Origin of the sequence: Neorhizobium sp. SHOUNA12A, assembly GCF_023006505.1 — a bacterium.
Lineage (GTDB): Bacteria > Pseudomonadota > Alphaproteobacteria > Rhizobiales > Rhizobiaceae > Neorhizobium.
Map to the genome: position 1 here is coordinate 46,752 of NZ_JALBGV010000018.1, position 14,785 is coordinate 61,536.

Annotated in this window: 12 protein-coding genes and 2 pseudogenes; 8 read left to right on the forward strand and 6 right to left on the reverse strand. The window is 56.5% G+C overall.

Annotated features, from left to right (window positions below; genetic code table 11):
* Positions 1 to 3 precede the first annotated feature (3 nt).
* On the forward strand, positions 4 to 921 hold the full coding sequence (locus MOV63_RS11015) for an ArdC family protein (protein WP_247033768.1): 918 nt from the start codon (positions 4 to 6) through the stop codon (positions 919 to 921).
* Between the two features lie 485 nt (positions 922 to 1,406).
* Here the strand turns inward: MOV63_RS11015 and MOV63_RS11020 are convergent.
* Positions 1,407 to 1,628 (reverse strand): annotated as a pseudogene (locus MOV63_RS11020) (IS110 family transposase); the annotation flags it as partial.
* Between the two features lie 558 nt (positions 1,629 to 2,186).
* On the opposite strand from MOV63_RS11020, the gene MOV63_RS11025 reads away from it, so the two are divergent.
* The 4 genes from MOV63_RS11025 (at position 2,187) to MOV63_RS11040 (ending at position 5,808) form a co-directional block, all read left to right on the forward strand.
* Positions 2,187 to 3,014 (forward strand): type IV toxin-antitoxin system AbiEi family antitoxin, encoded by an 828-nt coding sequence (locus MOV63_RS11025; protein ID WP_247033769.1) that lies wholly within the window; start codon positions 2,187 to 2,189, stop codon positions 3,012 to 3,014.
* Positions 3,011 to 3,871, forward strand: coding sequence for a nucleotidyl transferase AbiEii/AbiGii toxin family protein (locus MOV63_RS11030; protein ID WP_247033770.1), 861 nt, complete (start codon positions 3,011 to 3,013; stop codon positions 3,869 to 3,871). The genes MOV63_RS11025 and MOV63_RS11030 overlap by 4 nt, the downstream gene beginning before the upstream one ends.
* A gap of 39 nt (positions 3,872 to 3,910) precedes the next feature.
* Positions 3,911 to 4,867 (forward strand): hypothetical protein, encoded by a 957-nt coding sequence (locus tag MOV63_RS11035; protein WP_247033771.1) that lies wholly within the window; start codon positions 3,911 to 3,913, stop codon positions 4,865 to 4,867.
* A 587-nt stretch (positions 4,868 to 5,454) separates the two neighbouring features.
* Positions 5,455 to 5,808: a hypothetical protein gene (locus tag MOV63_RS11040; RefSeq protein ID WP_247033772.1), complete on the forward strand. Its 354-nt coding sequence runs from the start codon at positions 5,455 to 5,457 to the stop codon at positions 5,806 to 5,808.
* Between the two features lie 106 nt (positions 5,809 to 5,914).
* Here the strand turns inward: MOV63_RS11040 and MOV63_RS11045 are convergent, their stop codons facing one another.
* Genes MOV63_RS11045 through MOV63_RS11065 form a run of 5 tightly spaced genes read right to left on the reverse strand, consistent with a single transcriptional unit; the run spans position 5,915 to position 13,055 of the window.
* A complete protein-coding gene (locus MOV63_RS11045) occupies positions 5,915 to 6,655 on the reverse strand; it encodes a M48 family metallopeptidase (protein WP_247033773.1) in 741 nt (246 codons plus the stop codon).
* A complete protein-coding gene (locus tag MOV63_RS11050) occupies positions 6,652 to 9,621 on the reverse strand; it encodes a type I restriction endonuclease subunit R (protein WP_247033774.1) in 2,970 nt (989 codons plus the stop codon). Before MOV63_RS11050 ends, MOV63_RS11045 begins: the two co-directional genes overlap by 4 nt.
* Positions 9,618 to 10,838 carry a restriction endonuclease subunit S gene (locus MOV63_RS11055; protein WP_247033775.1) on the reverse strand — a complete coding sequence of 407 codons (1,221 nt, stop codon included), beginning with the start codon at positions 10,836 to 10,838 and terminating at the stop codon, positions 9,618 to 9,620. Before MOV63_RS11055 ends, MOV63_RS11050 begins: the two co-directional genes overlap by 4 nt.
* Entirely contained in the window at positions 10,828 to 12,423 is a 1,596-nt protein-coding gene (locus tag MOV63_RS11060; protein WP_247033776.1) for a class I SAM-dependent DNA methyltransferase, read from the reverse strand. The genes MOV63_RS11055 and MOV63_RS11060 overlap by 11 nt, the downstream gene beginning before the upstream one ends.
* Positions 12,424 to 12,431: 8 nt before the next feature.
* Positions 12,432 to 13,055, reverse strand: coding sequence for a restriction endonuclease subunit S (locus MOV63_RS11065; RefSeq protein ID WP_247033777.1), 624 nt, complete (start codon positions 13,053 to 13,055; stop codon positions 12,432 to 12,434).
* Positions 13,056 to 13,607: 552 nt separating this feature from the next.
* Here MOV63_RS11065 and MOV63_RS11070 point away from each other — a divergent pair.
* The 3 genes and pseudogenes from MOV63_RS11070 to MOV63_RS11080 all read left to right on the forward strand — a co-directional run bounded on the left by MOV63_RS11070 (position 13,608) and on the right by MOV63_RS11080 (position 14,761).
* Positions 13,608 to 13,895 (forward strand): DUF3892 domain-containing protein, encoded by a 288-nt coding sequence (locus tag MOV63_RS11070; RefSeq protein WP_247033778.1) that lies wholly within the window; start codon positions 13,608 to 13,610, stop codon positions 13,893 to 13,895.
* Between the two features lie 135 nt (positions 13,896 to 14,030).
* A complete protein-coding gene (locus tag MOV63_RS11075; RefSeq protein ID WP_247033779.1) occupies positions 14,031 to 14,306 on the forward strand; it encodes a hypothetical protein in 276 nt (91 codons plus the stop codon).
* A gap of 163 nt (positions 14,307 to 14,469) precedes the next feature.
* Positions 14,470 to 14,761, forward strand: a pseudogene (locus MOV63_RS11080) (helix-turn-helix domain-containing protein).
* The last annotated feature ends 24 nt before the right edge of the window (positions 14,762 to 14,785 follow it).

The following is a 14,785-nucleotide window of genomic DNA, read 5'->3' on the forward strand; positions in this document are numbered from 1 at the left end:
CCCATGAAGAAGGATATTTACGAGACCGTCACCAATCGTATCATTGCCGATCTTGAAAAAGGCGTGCGGCCTTGGATGCAGCCATGGAACGCGGAACATGCGGCGGGGCGGATCACAAGGCCGCTCAGGGGCAACGGCGTTCCCTATCGCGGCATCAACGTCGTCATGCTGTGGGCCGAGGCTATCGAGAAGGGTTATTCCGCCCCGATCTGGATGACTTTCAAACAGGCGCAGGAGTTTGGGGCGCATGTCAGAAAAGGCGAGCGCGGCAGTTCTGTTGTCTATGCCAGCACCCTACAAAGGACGGACACGGACGAGGCCAGCGGCGAAGAGATCGAGCGCGATATTCCTTATATGAAGGGCTATACGGTGTTCAATGTCGAACAGATCGACGGACTTCCCCAACAATACACTCACCCGGCGCAAACCGTTCTTGATCCGGTTCAGCGCATTGAACATGCGGAGGCTTTCTTTGCCGCAACCGGTGCGGATATGCGCCACGGCGGGAACCGAGCCTATTACACCCCGGGCGAGGACCGAATTCAGCTACCGCCTTTCGAGACCTTCAAGGATGCCGAAAGCTATTATGCCACCTTGGCGCATGAGGGGGTTCACTGGACCAAGCACAAGAACCGGCTGGACCGCGATCTTGGCCGGAAACGTTGGGGTGATGAGGGCTACGCTATGGAGGAGCTTGTTGCCGAACTTGGCGCGGCCTTCCTTTGCGCCGATCTCAACATCACGCCGGAAGTTCGTGAAGATCATGCGGCCTATATCGGCAACTGGCTGACCGTCCTTAAAGGCGATAAGCGGGCCATCTTCACCGCCGCCGCCCATGCGCAGCGCGCCGCCGATTTCCTGCATGCGTTCAGCGGTGTGGCGGAGCAGCCGGAAGCTCAAACCCGCGCGGAAGCGGCATAGGAGACGGAGCATGAAAAAGACCTATGTTTCCGAAGGTGAGACCCAGCTCGGTTCGATGTGCTGCGGCCGTCGCACTTCGTCAATTGAGGCTCGGACATCCTAGCGATAGGCGCGTCGTGTCGTATGCTGCCAACCTGGGCTGCTTGCGGTGGGCTACTGCCTTTGATTCATTGGGATCGAAAGGAGGCGGCCGCAAGCAATTTAATAAGTCCTTCTCTATTCGGCGTGTCGAGGTCAAGCGCTTTCGAGCTTTCCGGTATTGCCGGTGGGAAAAGCCTTTCGCGGGTCTCGCTTCTCTTCGGGATGAGCATATTGGCTCTCCACATATGGGATCAGAAGGATAAGGCGGAACAATCTGAGCCACGTCCTGATCCTGTTATGCGGATCGGTACTGGACTCATGGCGAACTCGTCTTATCCATCGTCCCGCGAAGGACATTTCACCGCCAGCAGGCGGAACTTGGTTACCCCTTTAAAGCAGAATACTTAGGTTGCCGTCGCCATATCCTTCGTCCAGCGGAACTCCGAGCCATCACTCCACATCCGATGGATGATCACTGACAGTCTTCGCGCCAAGGCGACGACGGCTCTCTGCAAGCCTCGGCGTTTGGCGATATTCATCGCCCAGGCTTTCAGCCACGACCATTTCTGCACCCGTGTCAGCAGCGATTGTGCGGCTTCATAGAGCAGCGTTCTCATCATAGCGTCGGCAACGACATCCTGAAGCCGGCATTACCTTCGCCGAACGTGCGAAAGTTCTCGATCCTGATTTCAGCCAGTCGCAGGGATCAACCTCTGAAGCACGTAGTGAACTAGAATCGCTCACTAATCCATAACGTGATTGTGGCGACCGCGCCTTGTTAAGTCATGGGAATATCGGACGCAGGTCTCGTTAAACTAGTACTTGGGCAGGATTCTCAGCTTGCTTCTTGTCTTGCGCCGCCGGGTCGCGCGAGAGCGCGGACGATATTGCCTCAAAGGCCATGACCTTTGCTTGTGCTAGATTTTCGACGGAGTGAAGAGATAGCATCTCGAAGCGGGCCTGTGGGGCACATTCGTCAGGGCGGTAGCGGTCGAAGCGCATCGATCAAATCGGTGGTGCCCGTCCCCAAATTCACACGCAAGGAACGTCCGTCGACGACCAAATTCGCGAACAATCGAGAAAATCATGTTGGAAAATCTGCATTTAGCGCGGATTATTCAACATGGATCACGATTGGGAACAAGACGTGTTGCAATATCTGCACATAGAGCGGATAATTGGACATGGTTCACGATCAACGCTCTGCGCTTTCTGCCTATACCTCAAACTTGCTCTCCCAGGGCCGGGTGGTGTTTGCCGGCCGTGAGGCAACCGAAGCGCTAGGCATCAATCGTGGTGCATTCCTGGACTCGGCCGAGCGCCTGCAGCGTCGAAAACTGCTCCTCAACCCACGCCACGACTTCTATATCGTCGTCGCTCCACAATTTATGTCATTGGGCGCCCCGCCACCGTCCTGGTACATCGACGCGCTGATGCGCCATGAAGGGAATTCCTATTATGTCGGTCTGCTTAAGGCTGCCGAACTGCACGGCGCCACGCACCAGGCCGTGATGGAGTTTCAAGTCGTAGCAGCCAAACGCCTCCCCAAAATCAGGGCCGGTCGCAACCGCGTCGTCTTCTACTACCGTAAGGACATGGAGGCCGTCGCCGCGGGCATTATCGACAAGAAGACCGAAACAGGTTCGATGAGAGTGTCGTCACCGGCTCTGACCGCACTCGATATTCTGCGCTACTCTCGTGGCGCCGGCGGCCTTGACAACGTCTTCACTGTCCTCAGGGATATCGCGCCGCAGATCGATTTCGAAAGCCTAACCAGCCTGTCGCGCGTCACCGAGCGCCCGGTCGTACAGCGCCTTGGCTACCTCCTCGACAGACTGGGTCACGGTGCACGCATGACCTCGATGCGTACCGCCTTGGAGGAGCGTGGCAACCTGCCCTGGACGGAACTGGACCGAAAAGAAGCCGGCGATCCCGACTTTGCTACCGAAGTGCTCGAGCGCGACCCACGTTGGCGGGTCATCGTCCGCCGTTATCCGGAGGCTGATGAATGATACCAGCTCAGAACATTATCGCCTGGGGCAATGTCGCGCCATGGGCCGACCAACGGCAGATCGAGCAGGATCTCATCATCAGCCGGGCGATCGTCGCGATATTCGCAGACCCCTTCTTGCGCGAGGCCTTGAGGTTTCGCGGCGGCACAGCCCTCAACAAGCTGCATTTCCCCGCTCCGCTGCGCTACTCGGAAGACATTGATCTCGTGCGCACAGAGGCCGGGCCGATCGGGCCGGTCCTGGACGCCTTGCGTGTCGTTCTCGAGCCGTGGCTTGGACACGGTCAGTACGAGTCGAGCCCGGTCGCCCCCAAGTTGAAATTCCGGATTGAGGCGGAGGACGACAGCGGCGTCCCCATCCGCGTCAAGATCGAAACCAATATCAGCGAGATCGAAGCGTTTGATCCGCCGATCGACTTGCCGTTCGGCGTGACCAATCCATGGTTCACCGGAAATGCATCCGTTCCGACATTCTCCCGCGAGGAAATGTTGGCCACCAAGCTGCGCGCACTTCTGCAGCGGGAGAAGGGCCGGGATCTTTACGACTTGGCGCATGGGCTAGACACGTTTGAGGGCCTGGACACAGAGAAAGTGGCTGACTTTTTTGGCCGTTACGTCGCCCTTTCGGGGCAGGTCATCACGCGCGCACAGGCTGAGGAACGGATGTTCGCAAAGCTTGCCCGGCCGCGCTTTCTGACCGACATGCAGCCATTGCTTCCAACACCGCAGGCCGACACGCTGACCGACCAAACGACCCTCCAGTCCTTTACCAGCGTTTTCGAGGCATTCATCGAACGCTTGCCCGGTGACACGTGGTTACGCACCGCTGAAATGCGCGAGCGCTTCGGCGTAGTGTAGAGATACGAATTGGAACGATAACGTCGAGGGCGGCCTGGGATGAAAGACGGAGCGAGAGAAGAGGAGCCGCCGCCGCACTATCTTCGCCAGGACGAGGATGGGTCCGGCACGCAGGTGTGGCGTATCGAAGACTCTGAGGCAGTGAGGCTGGGTGTTTCCAATCCCGAGCAGGGCGCGGGGACCTATATTAAAAGGGGCAAACGGACCTCGATTTGGGCGGCATTTCGAGAAGACACCCCTTGGTTTGCTCCTGGCGGCCCCGAGACCGGGCCGTTCCATCGCCTCGATCTCCCGCCGGCGCACTACTATCGTCGCATCGCCAGGCCGCTAAATGGCAGCTTAGCCCATCCTAAAAGTCCCAGCGCCGGCGACGAGCGCGACACGATCGCCATAGGTGCTGGTCAAGCGCGCGCTCTGACGCATCATCTCGATCGCATCTGCCAAATCGTTCATCCCCATACCGAAACGCTGGGTGTTTACGGTCACGAAATACGCAACCTGCTGATCCTTGCGGCGACCGAGGTCGAAGCGCATTGGCGGGGGGTACTGGTCGCGAACGGTCGGTCGGGCCAGAAACTCAACACGAACGACTATGTGCGGATGCTACCGGTCATGCGCCTCGATCAGTATGCGGTCGGCTTTCGTCCCTATCCGTGGCTAACGCCTATTCGCCCCTTTGCCGGGTGGAATTCTCAAGATCCCACCAAGACTCTCCCCTGGTACGACGCTTACAACCGGGTCAAACACGATAGAGAAACACAATTTAGCGACGCGCGGCTCGAACACACGTTCAACGCCGTCGCCGCATGTGTGATTATGCTCGCAGCTCAATATACCCCGACGATCGGTTTGGGTGGTCACTCGGATCTGAGCGCTTTTTTCCAGTTTGCCGAGACGCCCAAATGGACACCAGAACAAAGCTACGTGAGCATCTCCCACGACCAAGATGGCCGTTGGGTGCCGGTTGATCACCCATCGCTCATACGCAAGTTATGAGACTGGATATCGGCAGAGGGGCTCATCCTCCGACCGTTAATACTTAATACGACAACTTGTCCGAGTTGCCGCCCCGATCACCGGTCGACCTCTTTCATAGAACCCGGTTTTCGCAACTGCTCCTCAAGGCCGTTTTCGATTGAGTTGCGACCCAATATCGCCTCGTATCCCCAACGATACGATGAATAATTGGTGTTATATTTGCAGTTTTAAAGTTTGACCCAGGCCTACATTTCGCGTTTGCAACGGACCAAAATAAGGCTAGATACAGTGTATCTCGGTCATGTCCGGTCTTCAAATAGGCGGGCGTAGCCCATCCAATTTCGGTCCGATTATCGCAAGTCTCCATCCGCCTCATCCGTCGACGTGTACTAGACATGCCTCCCGTAGCCGATAATAAGGATTATCGTAGCTGCATCGTCCAAGACACAAAAGCTCGAACGGTCGGGGTATCGCACCTTGCCTCGACTCAGAGCAAGAGGGAGTTTACTGTCATCTCTAGGCTCACTCGGAGCACCGCGCCCGCTTCATCCAAGATGCATATAGAGGTCTCTTTCAGAGAGACGTCCAAACCCGCATAATACTTCATGCTGCGCTTCCCTTCTGATGTTTCTGGCTGTTGGAGAACAGACCACGTTTATCATCAGCACGAAGCGCAGCACCTCCTGTCCAAAATCCTCGAAGATGGGCTCAAGCCGAATACCCCATCTGAGCCTAGCAAGTCGTATCTCGCGCGCCAAAATGATAGGTTGTCGGCAGAGCGAAAAGCTTTGTCGAAGAAGATGAGAATTAGAAAAGCAGCCGCACGATTGGACGAGATAACGAGGAGATTTCACATCGCTATCGCATTGCTTGCGGTGGGCGGTACTCTTCCTATGTTTGTTCTGACCGGACGCAGCCGAATTGAAGATCTGCCGATACTGTTTTTTGCCTTTGCTTGAGCGGGCTTTTCACGGCCTATCCCGCTAGGAAAGTTCACGCACGCCAGAATACGTTTCTAAGCCGCTATCGTCTCTATCTGGAATAGCCGAACTGAATGTCCTAGCGCTACCAGGTGTACATATGGCCGTTCCGATCGAGCTGACGAACACGCAGCTCGTAGTCGGGCATAATTGTCTCAAGTAACCGCCAAAAACGTTGAGAGTGATTGTGTTCCAAGATATGGCAGCTCTCATGTGCGATTACGTAATCGACTAACGCCATTGGCGCCATGACCAGACGCCAATTCAGGCGTATTCTGCCATGGGCATCACAGCTACCCCATCTCTTGGACTGGTCCACGATCTGAACAATTGGGGTAGGTATTCCCAGTAGGTTGGCCATTGCCTTCGCCCGCTTGGGAAAATGAATCTTGGCTTTGTCGTGATACCAAAGACGAAGTCCGCTTCGAACGGAAGATCGGCGAATCGCAGCATCAACGCCGGAAGGCGCCGGGGCAATAAGCAGCGCTCCTCGTGCCGTGATCCTGGTGACAAGCGTGTTGATGTCTGGAATGACTTTTAGCCGGTAGGGCCGACCCAAATAATGAAAGGTCTCCCCACTGATGAATTCCCTAAATGGCGGATTGCCGCCGAGCTCCTGATACAAGGCTTGCTTCTTTAATACCCATGGCCCCTTTTTCCGAACCACTTCAGTGATGTCGGTGTCATTCACGTCAAACGGAGCCAAAACTCGCACTCCATCATAGCCAACCGAGATCGCAACCGTCTTGCGTCGCGCCGTTCGTTCCACCGCATATACGATGCGTTCCCCGCCGAAATCGACAAATTGCGTACCGGCCGGTATCATCTGGATAGTCTCGCTCGGGCGACATCCATGATCATAGCCGTGACCGACTCGATCCGGGCTGCCCCCAAGCCCTGTGCTCGCAATCTCTCCTTGATTGCACGCCTCATCTGGCGCTGCACATCCTCTTTCAACTGCCAGTCCACGACGGTCGCATAGCCTTCGAGCGCACCTGCCAAGTCTGAGGCGGCGTCAGCACTCGCTTTTCCGTCCAGCGCAACATCGATAAAAGGAAATATCGCGCCGGCCGTTCCTGACAAACCATGGCCAGTAGACGTGGTTCCAGCCCGAACAGTCGCCACCCTGTCGACAATCTCCTGAAGCCGGGCGAGCGCGCTAGCGGCCGACACTCTTGCTTCGCGCCGCTCATTCACGATGCGCTCGACTTGCTCCCAGAGAGACGCATAGGCCGTCGGATTCTCATCTCGGTGAACATGAATTTCATGCCGGATCGCGTGCTCAATTTCCGCGGCTTTCGCCTCCGCGGAAGTCAGCATATCAAGGTGCTGCTTAAAAGCGGGATCAAGAATATCTCGCGGCGCAAGCAATTGCTCCACACCGTCGCTCGATAGATAACGTGTTACGATCTCGCCCACTTTGGCGCCATAAGGCTTGGCATCGAATCTTTCTTCGCGGTACCGCCGACCGGCGACCGCGCGCAGGCGGGCGAGCCACTTCAGATCGGAGGCGTAGGGCTCCTCCAACGCTTTCGGGTCGGGCAGGATCATGTCCATCGCCTCGTTGAAGCGCTGGAAATCGAGTTCGAATTTGGCCCGCACGTCGTCATGCTCCAACTGTGCGAGGCAGGCTTCCTCATCCCGTCTATCGATGCCCTCAAACAGGCGCATGCCCGCACGGTGACGGCTTTCGAGCAACTGCACCTTATCGCTAAACGAACGCATAGCGTTGAGCACACCATCTTCTTCCGAAAACAGATCGAGGGCGGCGGTGATGCGGCGGTTGTCGCCCCAGTAATCGACCACGAGACCGTAAGTCTTCCCATCCGCCGTGCGGTTCACACGGGCGATGGCTTGTAGGAGCGTGTGTTCGCGCAAGGGGGCGTCGAGATAGAGCACCTGCTCGACCGCGGCATCGAAGCCGGTCAGCAGCATATCGCAGACGACCAGGATCTTGAGCGGGTCATTCGGCCTTTTGAACCGGGCGATTCGATCGTCGCGATCCCGTTTCGAAAGGTAATGCACTTGCAACCGAGCACTATCGTTGTTGGAGTTGGACATGATCAGCGCGCACTCGGGCGCGCCGAGCTTGCGCAACGTCTCGACATAACTGACCGCTACGTCGCGGCTGATCGTGACGACCTGCGCCTTGAAGCCGTTGGGCTCGATCACGGCGCGGTAGTGGTGGAGCAAGTCCCGTGCGATGGCATCGATACGAACCTGAGCGCCAGCCAGCTTCTCTTGTAGCCGCGTACCCCGTTTGAGCTTTGCAAGTTCGTCGTCGCTCAGTTCGGGAAACGCCTTACGGATATCCCGTTCCAGTTCCCGTCCCTCGATCCGTAACCTGGCGTCGCGCATTTCGTAATAGATCGGCACCGTCGCGCCGTCTTTCACCGCCTGATCGATCAGGTAGCGGTGCAGATAGTCGCCGAACACCTCACGGGTACTGCGGTCCTTCTTGTCGATGGGCGTGCCGGTGAAAGCGAGCATGCAGGCGTTGGGCAGCCCGGCGCGCATCCGGGCGGCGAGCGCGCCATATTGCGTGCGGTGGGCTTCGTCCACCATGACGAACACGTTCTCAGCTTCGGAGATCACTGAGGACCGCTTCGGCACAGCGCTGTGGAACTTGTGCACAGTCGTCAGCACCGTGGTTCCGGCACCACCCGATAGGGCTTCGCGCAGGGCCTCGCCGCTGGTTGCCTGAATGGGGTTCGGAAACCCCGAGCGCTTGAACTGGGCGGAGATCTGATCATCGAGATCGGTGCGGTCGGTGACAATAACCAGCGTCGGGTTTTCCGCCTCCGGCAAGCGGCGCAACTTTGTCGCAAGAAACACCATGGTCAGCGACTTGCCCGAGCCCTGGGTGTGGTGGATCACCCCACCGCGTCGCTTGGGGTCTTGCGCCGACCGTATGCGGTCGATGGCCTTGCCGACGGCGACGAACTGCTGATAGCGCGCCAGCTTCTTGATGCGTCGGCCGTCGATCGTCTCGAACATCACAAAATTGCGCACGAGATCGAGTAGGTTAGCGGGGTTCAAAAGCCCTGCGAGCAGAATGTCTTGGCCGGTCGGGCTGCGTCCGAGCTGAGAGGCGAGCGTGTCGAGCGACAGCGGATAGGCGTCCTTCCATTCCGCCCAATGTCGCGCCGGGGCCTGGGTAGTGCCGAATTTTGCGACGTCGCGGGCGAGCGCGATTGAGATTTGCGCCGTTTCGAACAAGCGCGGCGCGCCAAGCCCAGAAAATTCGTCGCGGCCTTCGTAGCGGCGAAACTGGCGAACGGCCTCGCCGATCGGATCGGCCAGCGCCGGTGATTTGCATTCGATGACAGCCAGTGGCAACCCGTTCACATAGACGACAATGTCCGGGATCACATCCTGTCGCGGCCCCTTGATGGCCACCTGCCGGGCAAACTCGAAGCTGTTGGCGGACACATTGTCAAAGTCGAAGAACCGCACTGTGCGGTCCTGCCGACGGTCCTTCTCTGTATGGGCAGCCGTGACGCCGTAAGAGAGCGCCGTGTGGGCCTTTTCGTTGGCCTCCATCAGATCGACGGCGGCGATGCGGGTGATCGCCGTGATGGCCCGGCGCACCCCGTCCTCGTCAAGCCAAGGGTTTAGACGGGTGAGACTTTCGGCGAGCCGATTGGTCAGCACCGGTTCGCTGGATGGCCCGTCGCGCAATTGGCGCACGTCATCACCGGTCAGGAACCGATAGTCGAACAGCACGCGTAACAGTTCCGCAGCAGGCTCCTCCACCCATTCGATTTCCAGCCTGTCAACAGCTTCGTTCATGCCGCGCGCTCGGGCTGGTCGCGATGTCGCCCAATCATGCTTTCGGGCAGGCGAAGGCGACCGGAGAGGAGTTCTTGGGCAAGGGCGGTAGAGGTATCTCGCAACTGCTCAAGATATTCCTGCTCGCGCGATCTGCGAAGACGCAGAATTTCCGCCGCAGCTACAACTTCTTTTTGGACGTCCATGCTTGGAAGTGGCAGTCGAGCAGACTTCAAACCATCCGAGTTGATGTTGAAATTTCCAGCTGAAGTTGTTGCCGCTGCCGTTAGACTGTCCCTTAGCGGGAAGGTTTCCGAGCTAAGCCAGACAAATTCGGGTAGCACTTTTTTCTGATCGACCCGAATACGAATGAGATATGATGCATAGAGTGTACCCCTTGGCAGATCTTTGATGAGTGCCATTCGGCCTACATATTCCGGATTTCCATTGGTTCGAACCGCCAAAAGATCACCATCTCGAAGCTCAAATTTCTTTGCTTCGTCAGGGGGCAGGTCTGCGTACTTCAGATGTCCCTGATCAACTCCATGGCTGAGCACATTTGGAATTCTAAGTACAGGGAAGCCCGAAGGATTATCATCGCACTTCGCTGATGTTCCGTATTTGGTGCTCTCGATCACTTCACCAAAACTCACGGTCGGAACGGCTACGGACTTTGCATTTTCCAGAACCCAACTAACTGTCTTGTTCAAAGTCTGCGTTATGGCCTCGATCGAGGCTTCCGTCTTTGCGATAGCGTTATCAACCGCGCCCAAGACCTCGGCAATCGCGCGCTGTTCCGCAAGCGGGGGAATACTCAACCTCGTTGCAAGAAATTCGACGGTCGGGACTCGGTTGGCCTTTCGCGAACCGATCGCAGCGAACTTGAACCGTCCGTAGAACGCGGGACGCGAGACCATTTTCAAGAACCAATCGGGATCCACTTTTCCCAGGAAGTCGAAGGCCGGAAGATCGAGCGTCGTTTCGTATCCATCTAGATGTTCCGGAACAATCCCGAATGCGCCATTGAGGCAATCGAGTTTGCTGTAAGCAAATTGACCTGCCTTCCGTCGAAAATAGTTAGTCGCTTCGCTGCCACCTCTGTCGCTGCTTGCGACGATGCCACGTCCGTAAAGCCGAATGGTCAGCTTTTTCGCGCTGCTGCCGTTGCTGCCTTTGATGCGGCTCTCCCGGATGAGGTCGCCAATCCGGACGGGTCGCCACGACTGCTCAGTTGACATAGCCCATTTCCTTCAGAAGGGCATTCATGCGCGCCGCGGCTTCGTCACGTGCTTTCTCGGCAATCCAGAGCTTTTCCAACTCTCCTTTCACATCGATCGGCTTTTCCGGCTCCAGCGTGTCGATGTAACGGGAGATGTTGAGATTGAAGTCGTTCTCCTCGATTTCCTTCAAATCAACAACGCGGCAGAAGCGGTTGTTCGGTTCGCAGATGGCTTTGCGATAGTTAAGTTCCTGAACGTCCTTCGCCTTATCGTAAAATGCGCCAATCTCACCCCATGCCTCAAAGGCATCGACGATACGGCGGATGTTATTCTCTCCCAAGATATTCTTCTTGGGCCGCTCCTCAAATTCTTTTGCTGCGTGAATGAACAATACTTTGCCCTCGCGCGATTTCGGTTTGTCCTTGTTGAGGATGAGAACGGTCGCAGGGATGCCCGTGCCAGCAAAGAGGTTTTCCGGCAGGCCGATGATCGCCTCTAGCAGGTTGGCTTTCAGCAGCCCCTCGCGAATGCGCCCATCGCCCGAGCCACGGAAAAGCACGCCGTGCGGCATGACCACGCCGCAGACGCCTTTGGGCGAGAGCGTCGCCACCATGTGCTGAACGAAGGCCATATCGCCCATGTTCTTCGGCGGAATGCCGTAGATGAAGCGATTAAACCCCTTCTTCTCGTTTTCACCAGAAACGTCGTCCGCCCCCCAACTGTCGAGGGAGAACGGCGGATTGGCGATAACGCGGTCATAAAGGATCAGGTTGCCGTCAGCATCGAGAAGACGCGGATTGCGGATAGTGTCGCCCTTTTCGATCCGGGCGTCGCGAAGCCCATGCAACAGCAGGTTCATCTTGGCGATGGCCCAAGTGCCGAGGTTCTTCTCCTGTCCGTGCAGCGTCACGTTGACCGGCTGCCCCAGGCGTTTACCTTCGAAATCGGCGATGTGGCGTGCGCTTTCAATCAACATGCCGCCCGAACCGCAGGTAGGATCACTGATGCGCATACCCGGCTTGGGATCAAGCAATTCAACGATCAGGCGCACGACATGGTGCGGCGTGTAGAACTCGCCACCCTTCTTGCCCGCGTCGTCGGCAAACTTATCGATCAGATATTCATAGGCGCGCCCCAACATGTCCGGCTCGGATAGAGAGGCATTCGACAGGTCAATGCGTGAAAAATGATCGATCAGCCGGGCGAGCACGCCTTCGCGGTTCTTGGCATCGCCGAGGCGTGATTCCGAATTGAAGTCGATATTGGCGAGCACGCCTTCGATCGACGGATTATGGTCCTCGATCGCTGCGCAGGCCTTGTTGAGCTGATCGCCGATGCCGGTCGTCAGCTTCTTCAATTCCGACCAGCGTGCCCGTTCGGCGAGGAAAAATTCATGCTCATCCGGGTCGCTATAGGCGATTTCCGGGCTGAGACCATTTCGGATGCACTCTTGTGCTTCCTCCTCGAAGCGATCGGAGAGACGTTTCAAGAAGAGAAAGCCGAAAATGTAAATCTTGTAGTCCGAGCTATCGATCGACCCTCGCAGAATGTCGGCGGATCGCCACAGATGATTGTAAAGCTCGCTCAGCGTAAGTTTGGCCATGGTTCTTCTCATAGTTGCTTGTTGGTGCCGAAGAGGCGTGCGTCAATCAAACGATGCGCAAGAGCGCGACGGATTTCGGCGGCTTCTATGGCGGTGCGATAAGCGGTTTGGGTGTCTGTGACGAGAGCGGCAATTCGCTGCTGCTCATTGACAGACGGCAAATCGATCTCGATTTTTGCAAGGTCTTTCGGTGACAGCGACAAGAGCGTCGTCGCCCCTCTGCGCAACACTTCTATCTTTGGGCGGAAGACGTCACTTGAAAGGATGGCAAAAAGGGCTCCCCCTACTGTGGGGGGCTTGGGTCTTATAACGATCACGTTGCCACTGGCGACAGCGCCTGCGGTTTCACTACCGACAAGGCCGAATTTCAGCACTGTACCTCGGCCCGTAACCAGGACATCGTTTTCGCGAACCGCATAACTGACAGCGCGGTTGCGGTCATGGAAGCCGACGGTATCCAGCCGTTCTATAGGAGAAACGGCGCCATCTTGGAGGTCACGCACGCCAATCACTGGCAGCTTGTCACCTGGTCGCTCAATCGTCTCCTCCCGCGAGACGCCGACACCAGCAAAAACTTCAGCAACCTCCGCCAAACGCAGCGCGAAGAGGTGTTCTTCTTCTATCTTTTTCATGCCCGTATCATGGCAGAAATTAATTTCGCGGTCAATACGGTCATAACTTGTAGCTTACTACGGAGCCTAATAATCAGATTATGACTTGCAATCCGATTTTGAGTCTGTCATATGGGAATAGTCGGGTGCAAAAACCTGACTCAACTTAACTTAGTGGAGAAAAATATATGCCTACACGCGCTGAGCCGAGTCGGCTCTCACTTACGGAAGCAGACGCAGCCCTTATCAAGGGGATGATTCGCCGGGGGGACCGCCATCACGACATCGCTGCATTCTTCGGCGTAAACCAGGGTCGGATTGCTGAAATCAAGGACGGATCACGGTTCTCAGACGTTCAGTCGGCCGACCCTGAGGAACTTCCGCCGAGGGGGCCATATCTGACGCCGAAGGTAACTTGGATGGAAAACCGGCTGCGCTAACAACCGGTTTCCAAAGACCAGGGCCGAAGCCCACTAGTCGTGACTTGAACAATCGCGAAACTAGCCGGCCCTGTTTCAAAAATCAATGATCTGACGCTTCGGGCAGGTCATATTTCTGAGAAAGATCGCCGGAATGGCAGACTATCGTATTGACTGCATTAACAAGCCTGACCGCAACAGCACCCATGAGCACATCACCCATATTGGTGGTCCGAAGCCTGATGGCTCCGGACGGTGGCGCGATACCGTACCCAATGTGGTCGGATTCATCGAGGGTAACACCCACCGTTTCTACACCAAGGAAACCGGGGTTGTGGCTTGGGTTCATGTGCGCGTGAGCCCCAGCGGACGCAAGTACCTTCAGACTCAGGCAGACGGGTATTGGAGCAATAACCTGCTTGCTCTCCAGGAGTGCGGCTAATCCGTCAAGACAGAAGCCTCGCGACATTGATCGTGAGGCTTCTGTCGCCTGGCAGCAGACACGCGGCGGCGGCGCCGCAGCGTGTCTCTTCAGAACCGGCATGGGTCCGACAGACATGATATTTCAGGAGAAAGCATGCGAAACTTTATCCTCGCAACGATCTGTGCTGCATCTTTGGCGGCAAGCGCCAATGCGGAACGGCGGACCGCTATCGCAGGTCCAGTAAATGACGCTGTCGAATTGTGTCGCCAGGAGGCTATCGCGGAAAAGAAATTTGCCGCGAAGACTGAGGCGCCGCTCATCGACGCGTGTATGGCAAAAGAAAAGTTCAAACTCAAACCGGAATGCAAAGAACGGGAGCGAGATGGCTCCTGCTATTCCAGAAGCTTTTGGTCTTTGCTCGGCTTCTAGACCCAGGCAGGATCGAGCCAGGTCAGCTTCCCCACAATGGATACGCTTTCAACCCATTCCGGTGGGTTGAAAGCGTATATAGCAGTAGCCCCAATAATCCCATCTTATGGGGGTCGTCAGCTTGGGCGTTCGCCCCCTGATCAGTGCCACCGGAGATTAGATCATACCTCGCTGGAAGACGCCGACAAAAGACGAGATCTTGGCAAACCGGCGTGAAATTGCCGAACGTGCACGGATTACCGATCTGCGCTTGCCCGATGCGTTGGTAGAAATCCGCAAAGGCTTGGGCATGACACAAGTAGAATTTGCCAGAATGCTCTTTCTGCAAAAACGTAAAATCGCGGGAATTGAGGCTGGAAAGGCAAATCGCAACGCTTGCGACCTTACAAAAGATCGGCAGGCTATTCGGTTTTGAGATTGGCTTTGTCCCTCGAAGGGATGATCTTCCGAGCTAGCAACCCTGGACTGAGCCGAAACTC

Bases quoted from the DNA above. Each gene is read 5' to 3' on its own strand.
- MOV63_RS11015 (WP_247033768.1), top strand. From the start codon at position 4: ATGAAGAAGGATATTTACGAGACCGTCACCAATCGTATCATTGCCGAT.
- MOV63_RS11025 (WP_247033769.1), top strand. From the start codon at position 2,187: ATGGTTCACGATCAACGCTCTGCGCTTTCTGCCTATACCTCAAACTTG.
- MOV63_RS11030 (WP_247033770.1), top strand. From the start codon at position 3,011: ATGATACCAGCTCAGAACATTATCGCCTGGGGCAATGTCGCGCCATGG.
- MOV63_RS11035 (WP_247033771.1), top strand. From the start codon at position 3,911: ATGAAAGACGGAGCGAGAGAAGAGGAGCCGCCGCCGCACTATCTTCGC.
- MOV63_RS11040 (WP_247033772.1), top strand. From the start codon at position 5,455: ATGCTGCGCTTCCCTTCTGATGTTTCTGGCTGTTGGAGAACAGACCAC.
- MOV63_RS11045 (WP_247033773.1), bottom strand. From the start codon at position 6,655: ATGATACCGGCCGGTACGCAATTTGTCGATTTCGGCGGGGAACGCATC.
- MOV63_RS11050 (WP_247033774.1), bottom strand. From the start codon at position 9,621: ATGAACGAAGCTGTTGACAGGCTGGAAATCGAATGGGTGGAGGAGCCT.
- MOV63_RS11055 (WP_247033775.1), bottom strand. From the start codon at position 10,838: ATGTCAACTGAGCAGTCGTGGCGACCCGTCCGGATTGGCGACCTCATC.
- MOV63_RS11060 (WP_247033776.1), bottom strand. From the start codon at position 12,423: ATGGCCAAACTTACGCTGAGCGAGCTTTACAATCATCTGTGGCGATCC.
- MOV63_RS11065 (WP_247033777.1), bottom strand. From the start codon at position 13,055: ATGAAAAAGATAGAAGAAGAACACCTCTTCGCGCTGCGTTTGGCGGAG.
- MOV63_RS11070 (WP_247033778.1), top strand. From the start codon at position 13,608: ATGGCAGACTATCGTATTGACTGCATTAACAAGCCTGACCGCAACAGC.
- MOV63_RS11075 (WP_247033779.1), top strand. From the start codon at position 14,031: ATGCGAAACTTTATCCTCGCAACGATCTGTGCTGCATCTTTGGCGGCA.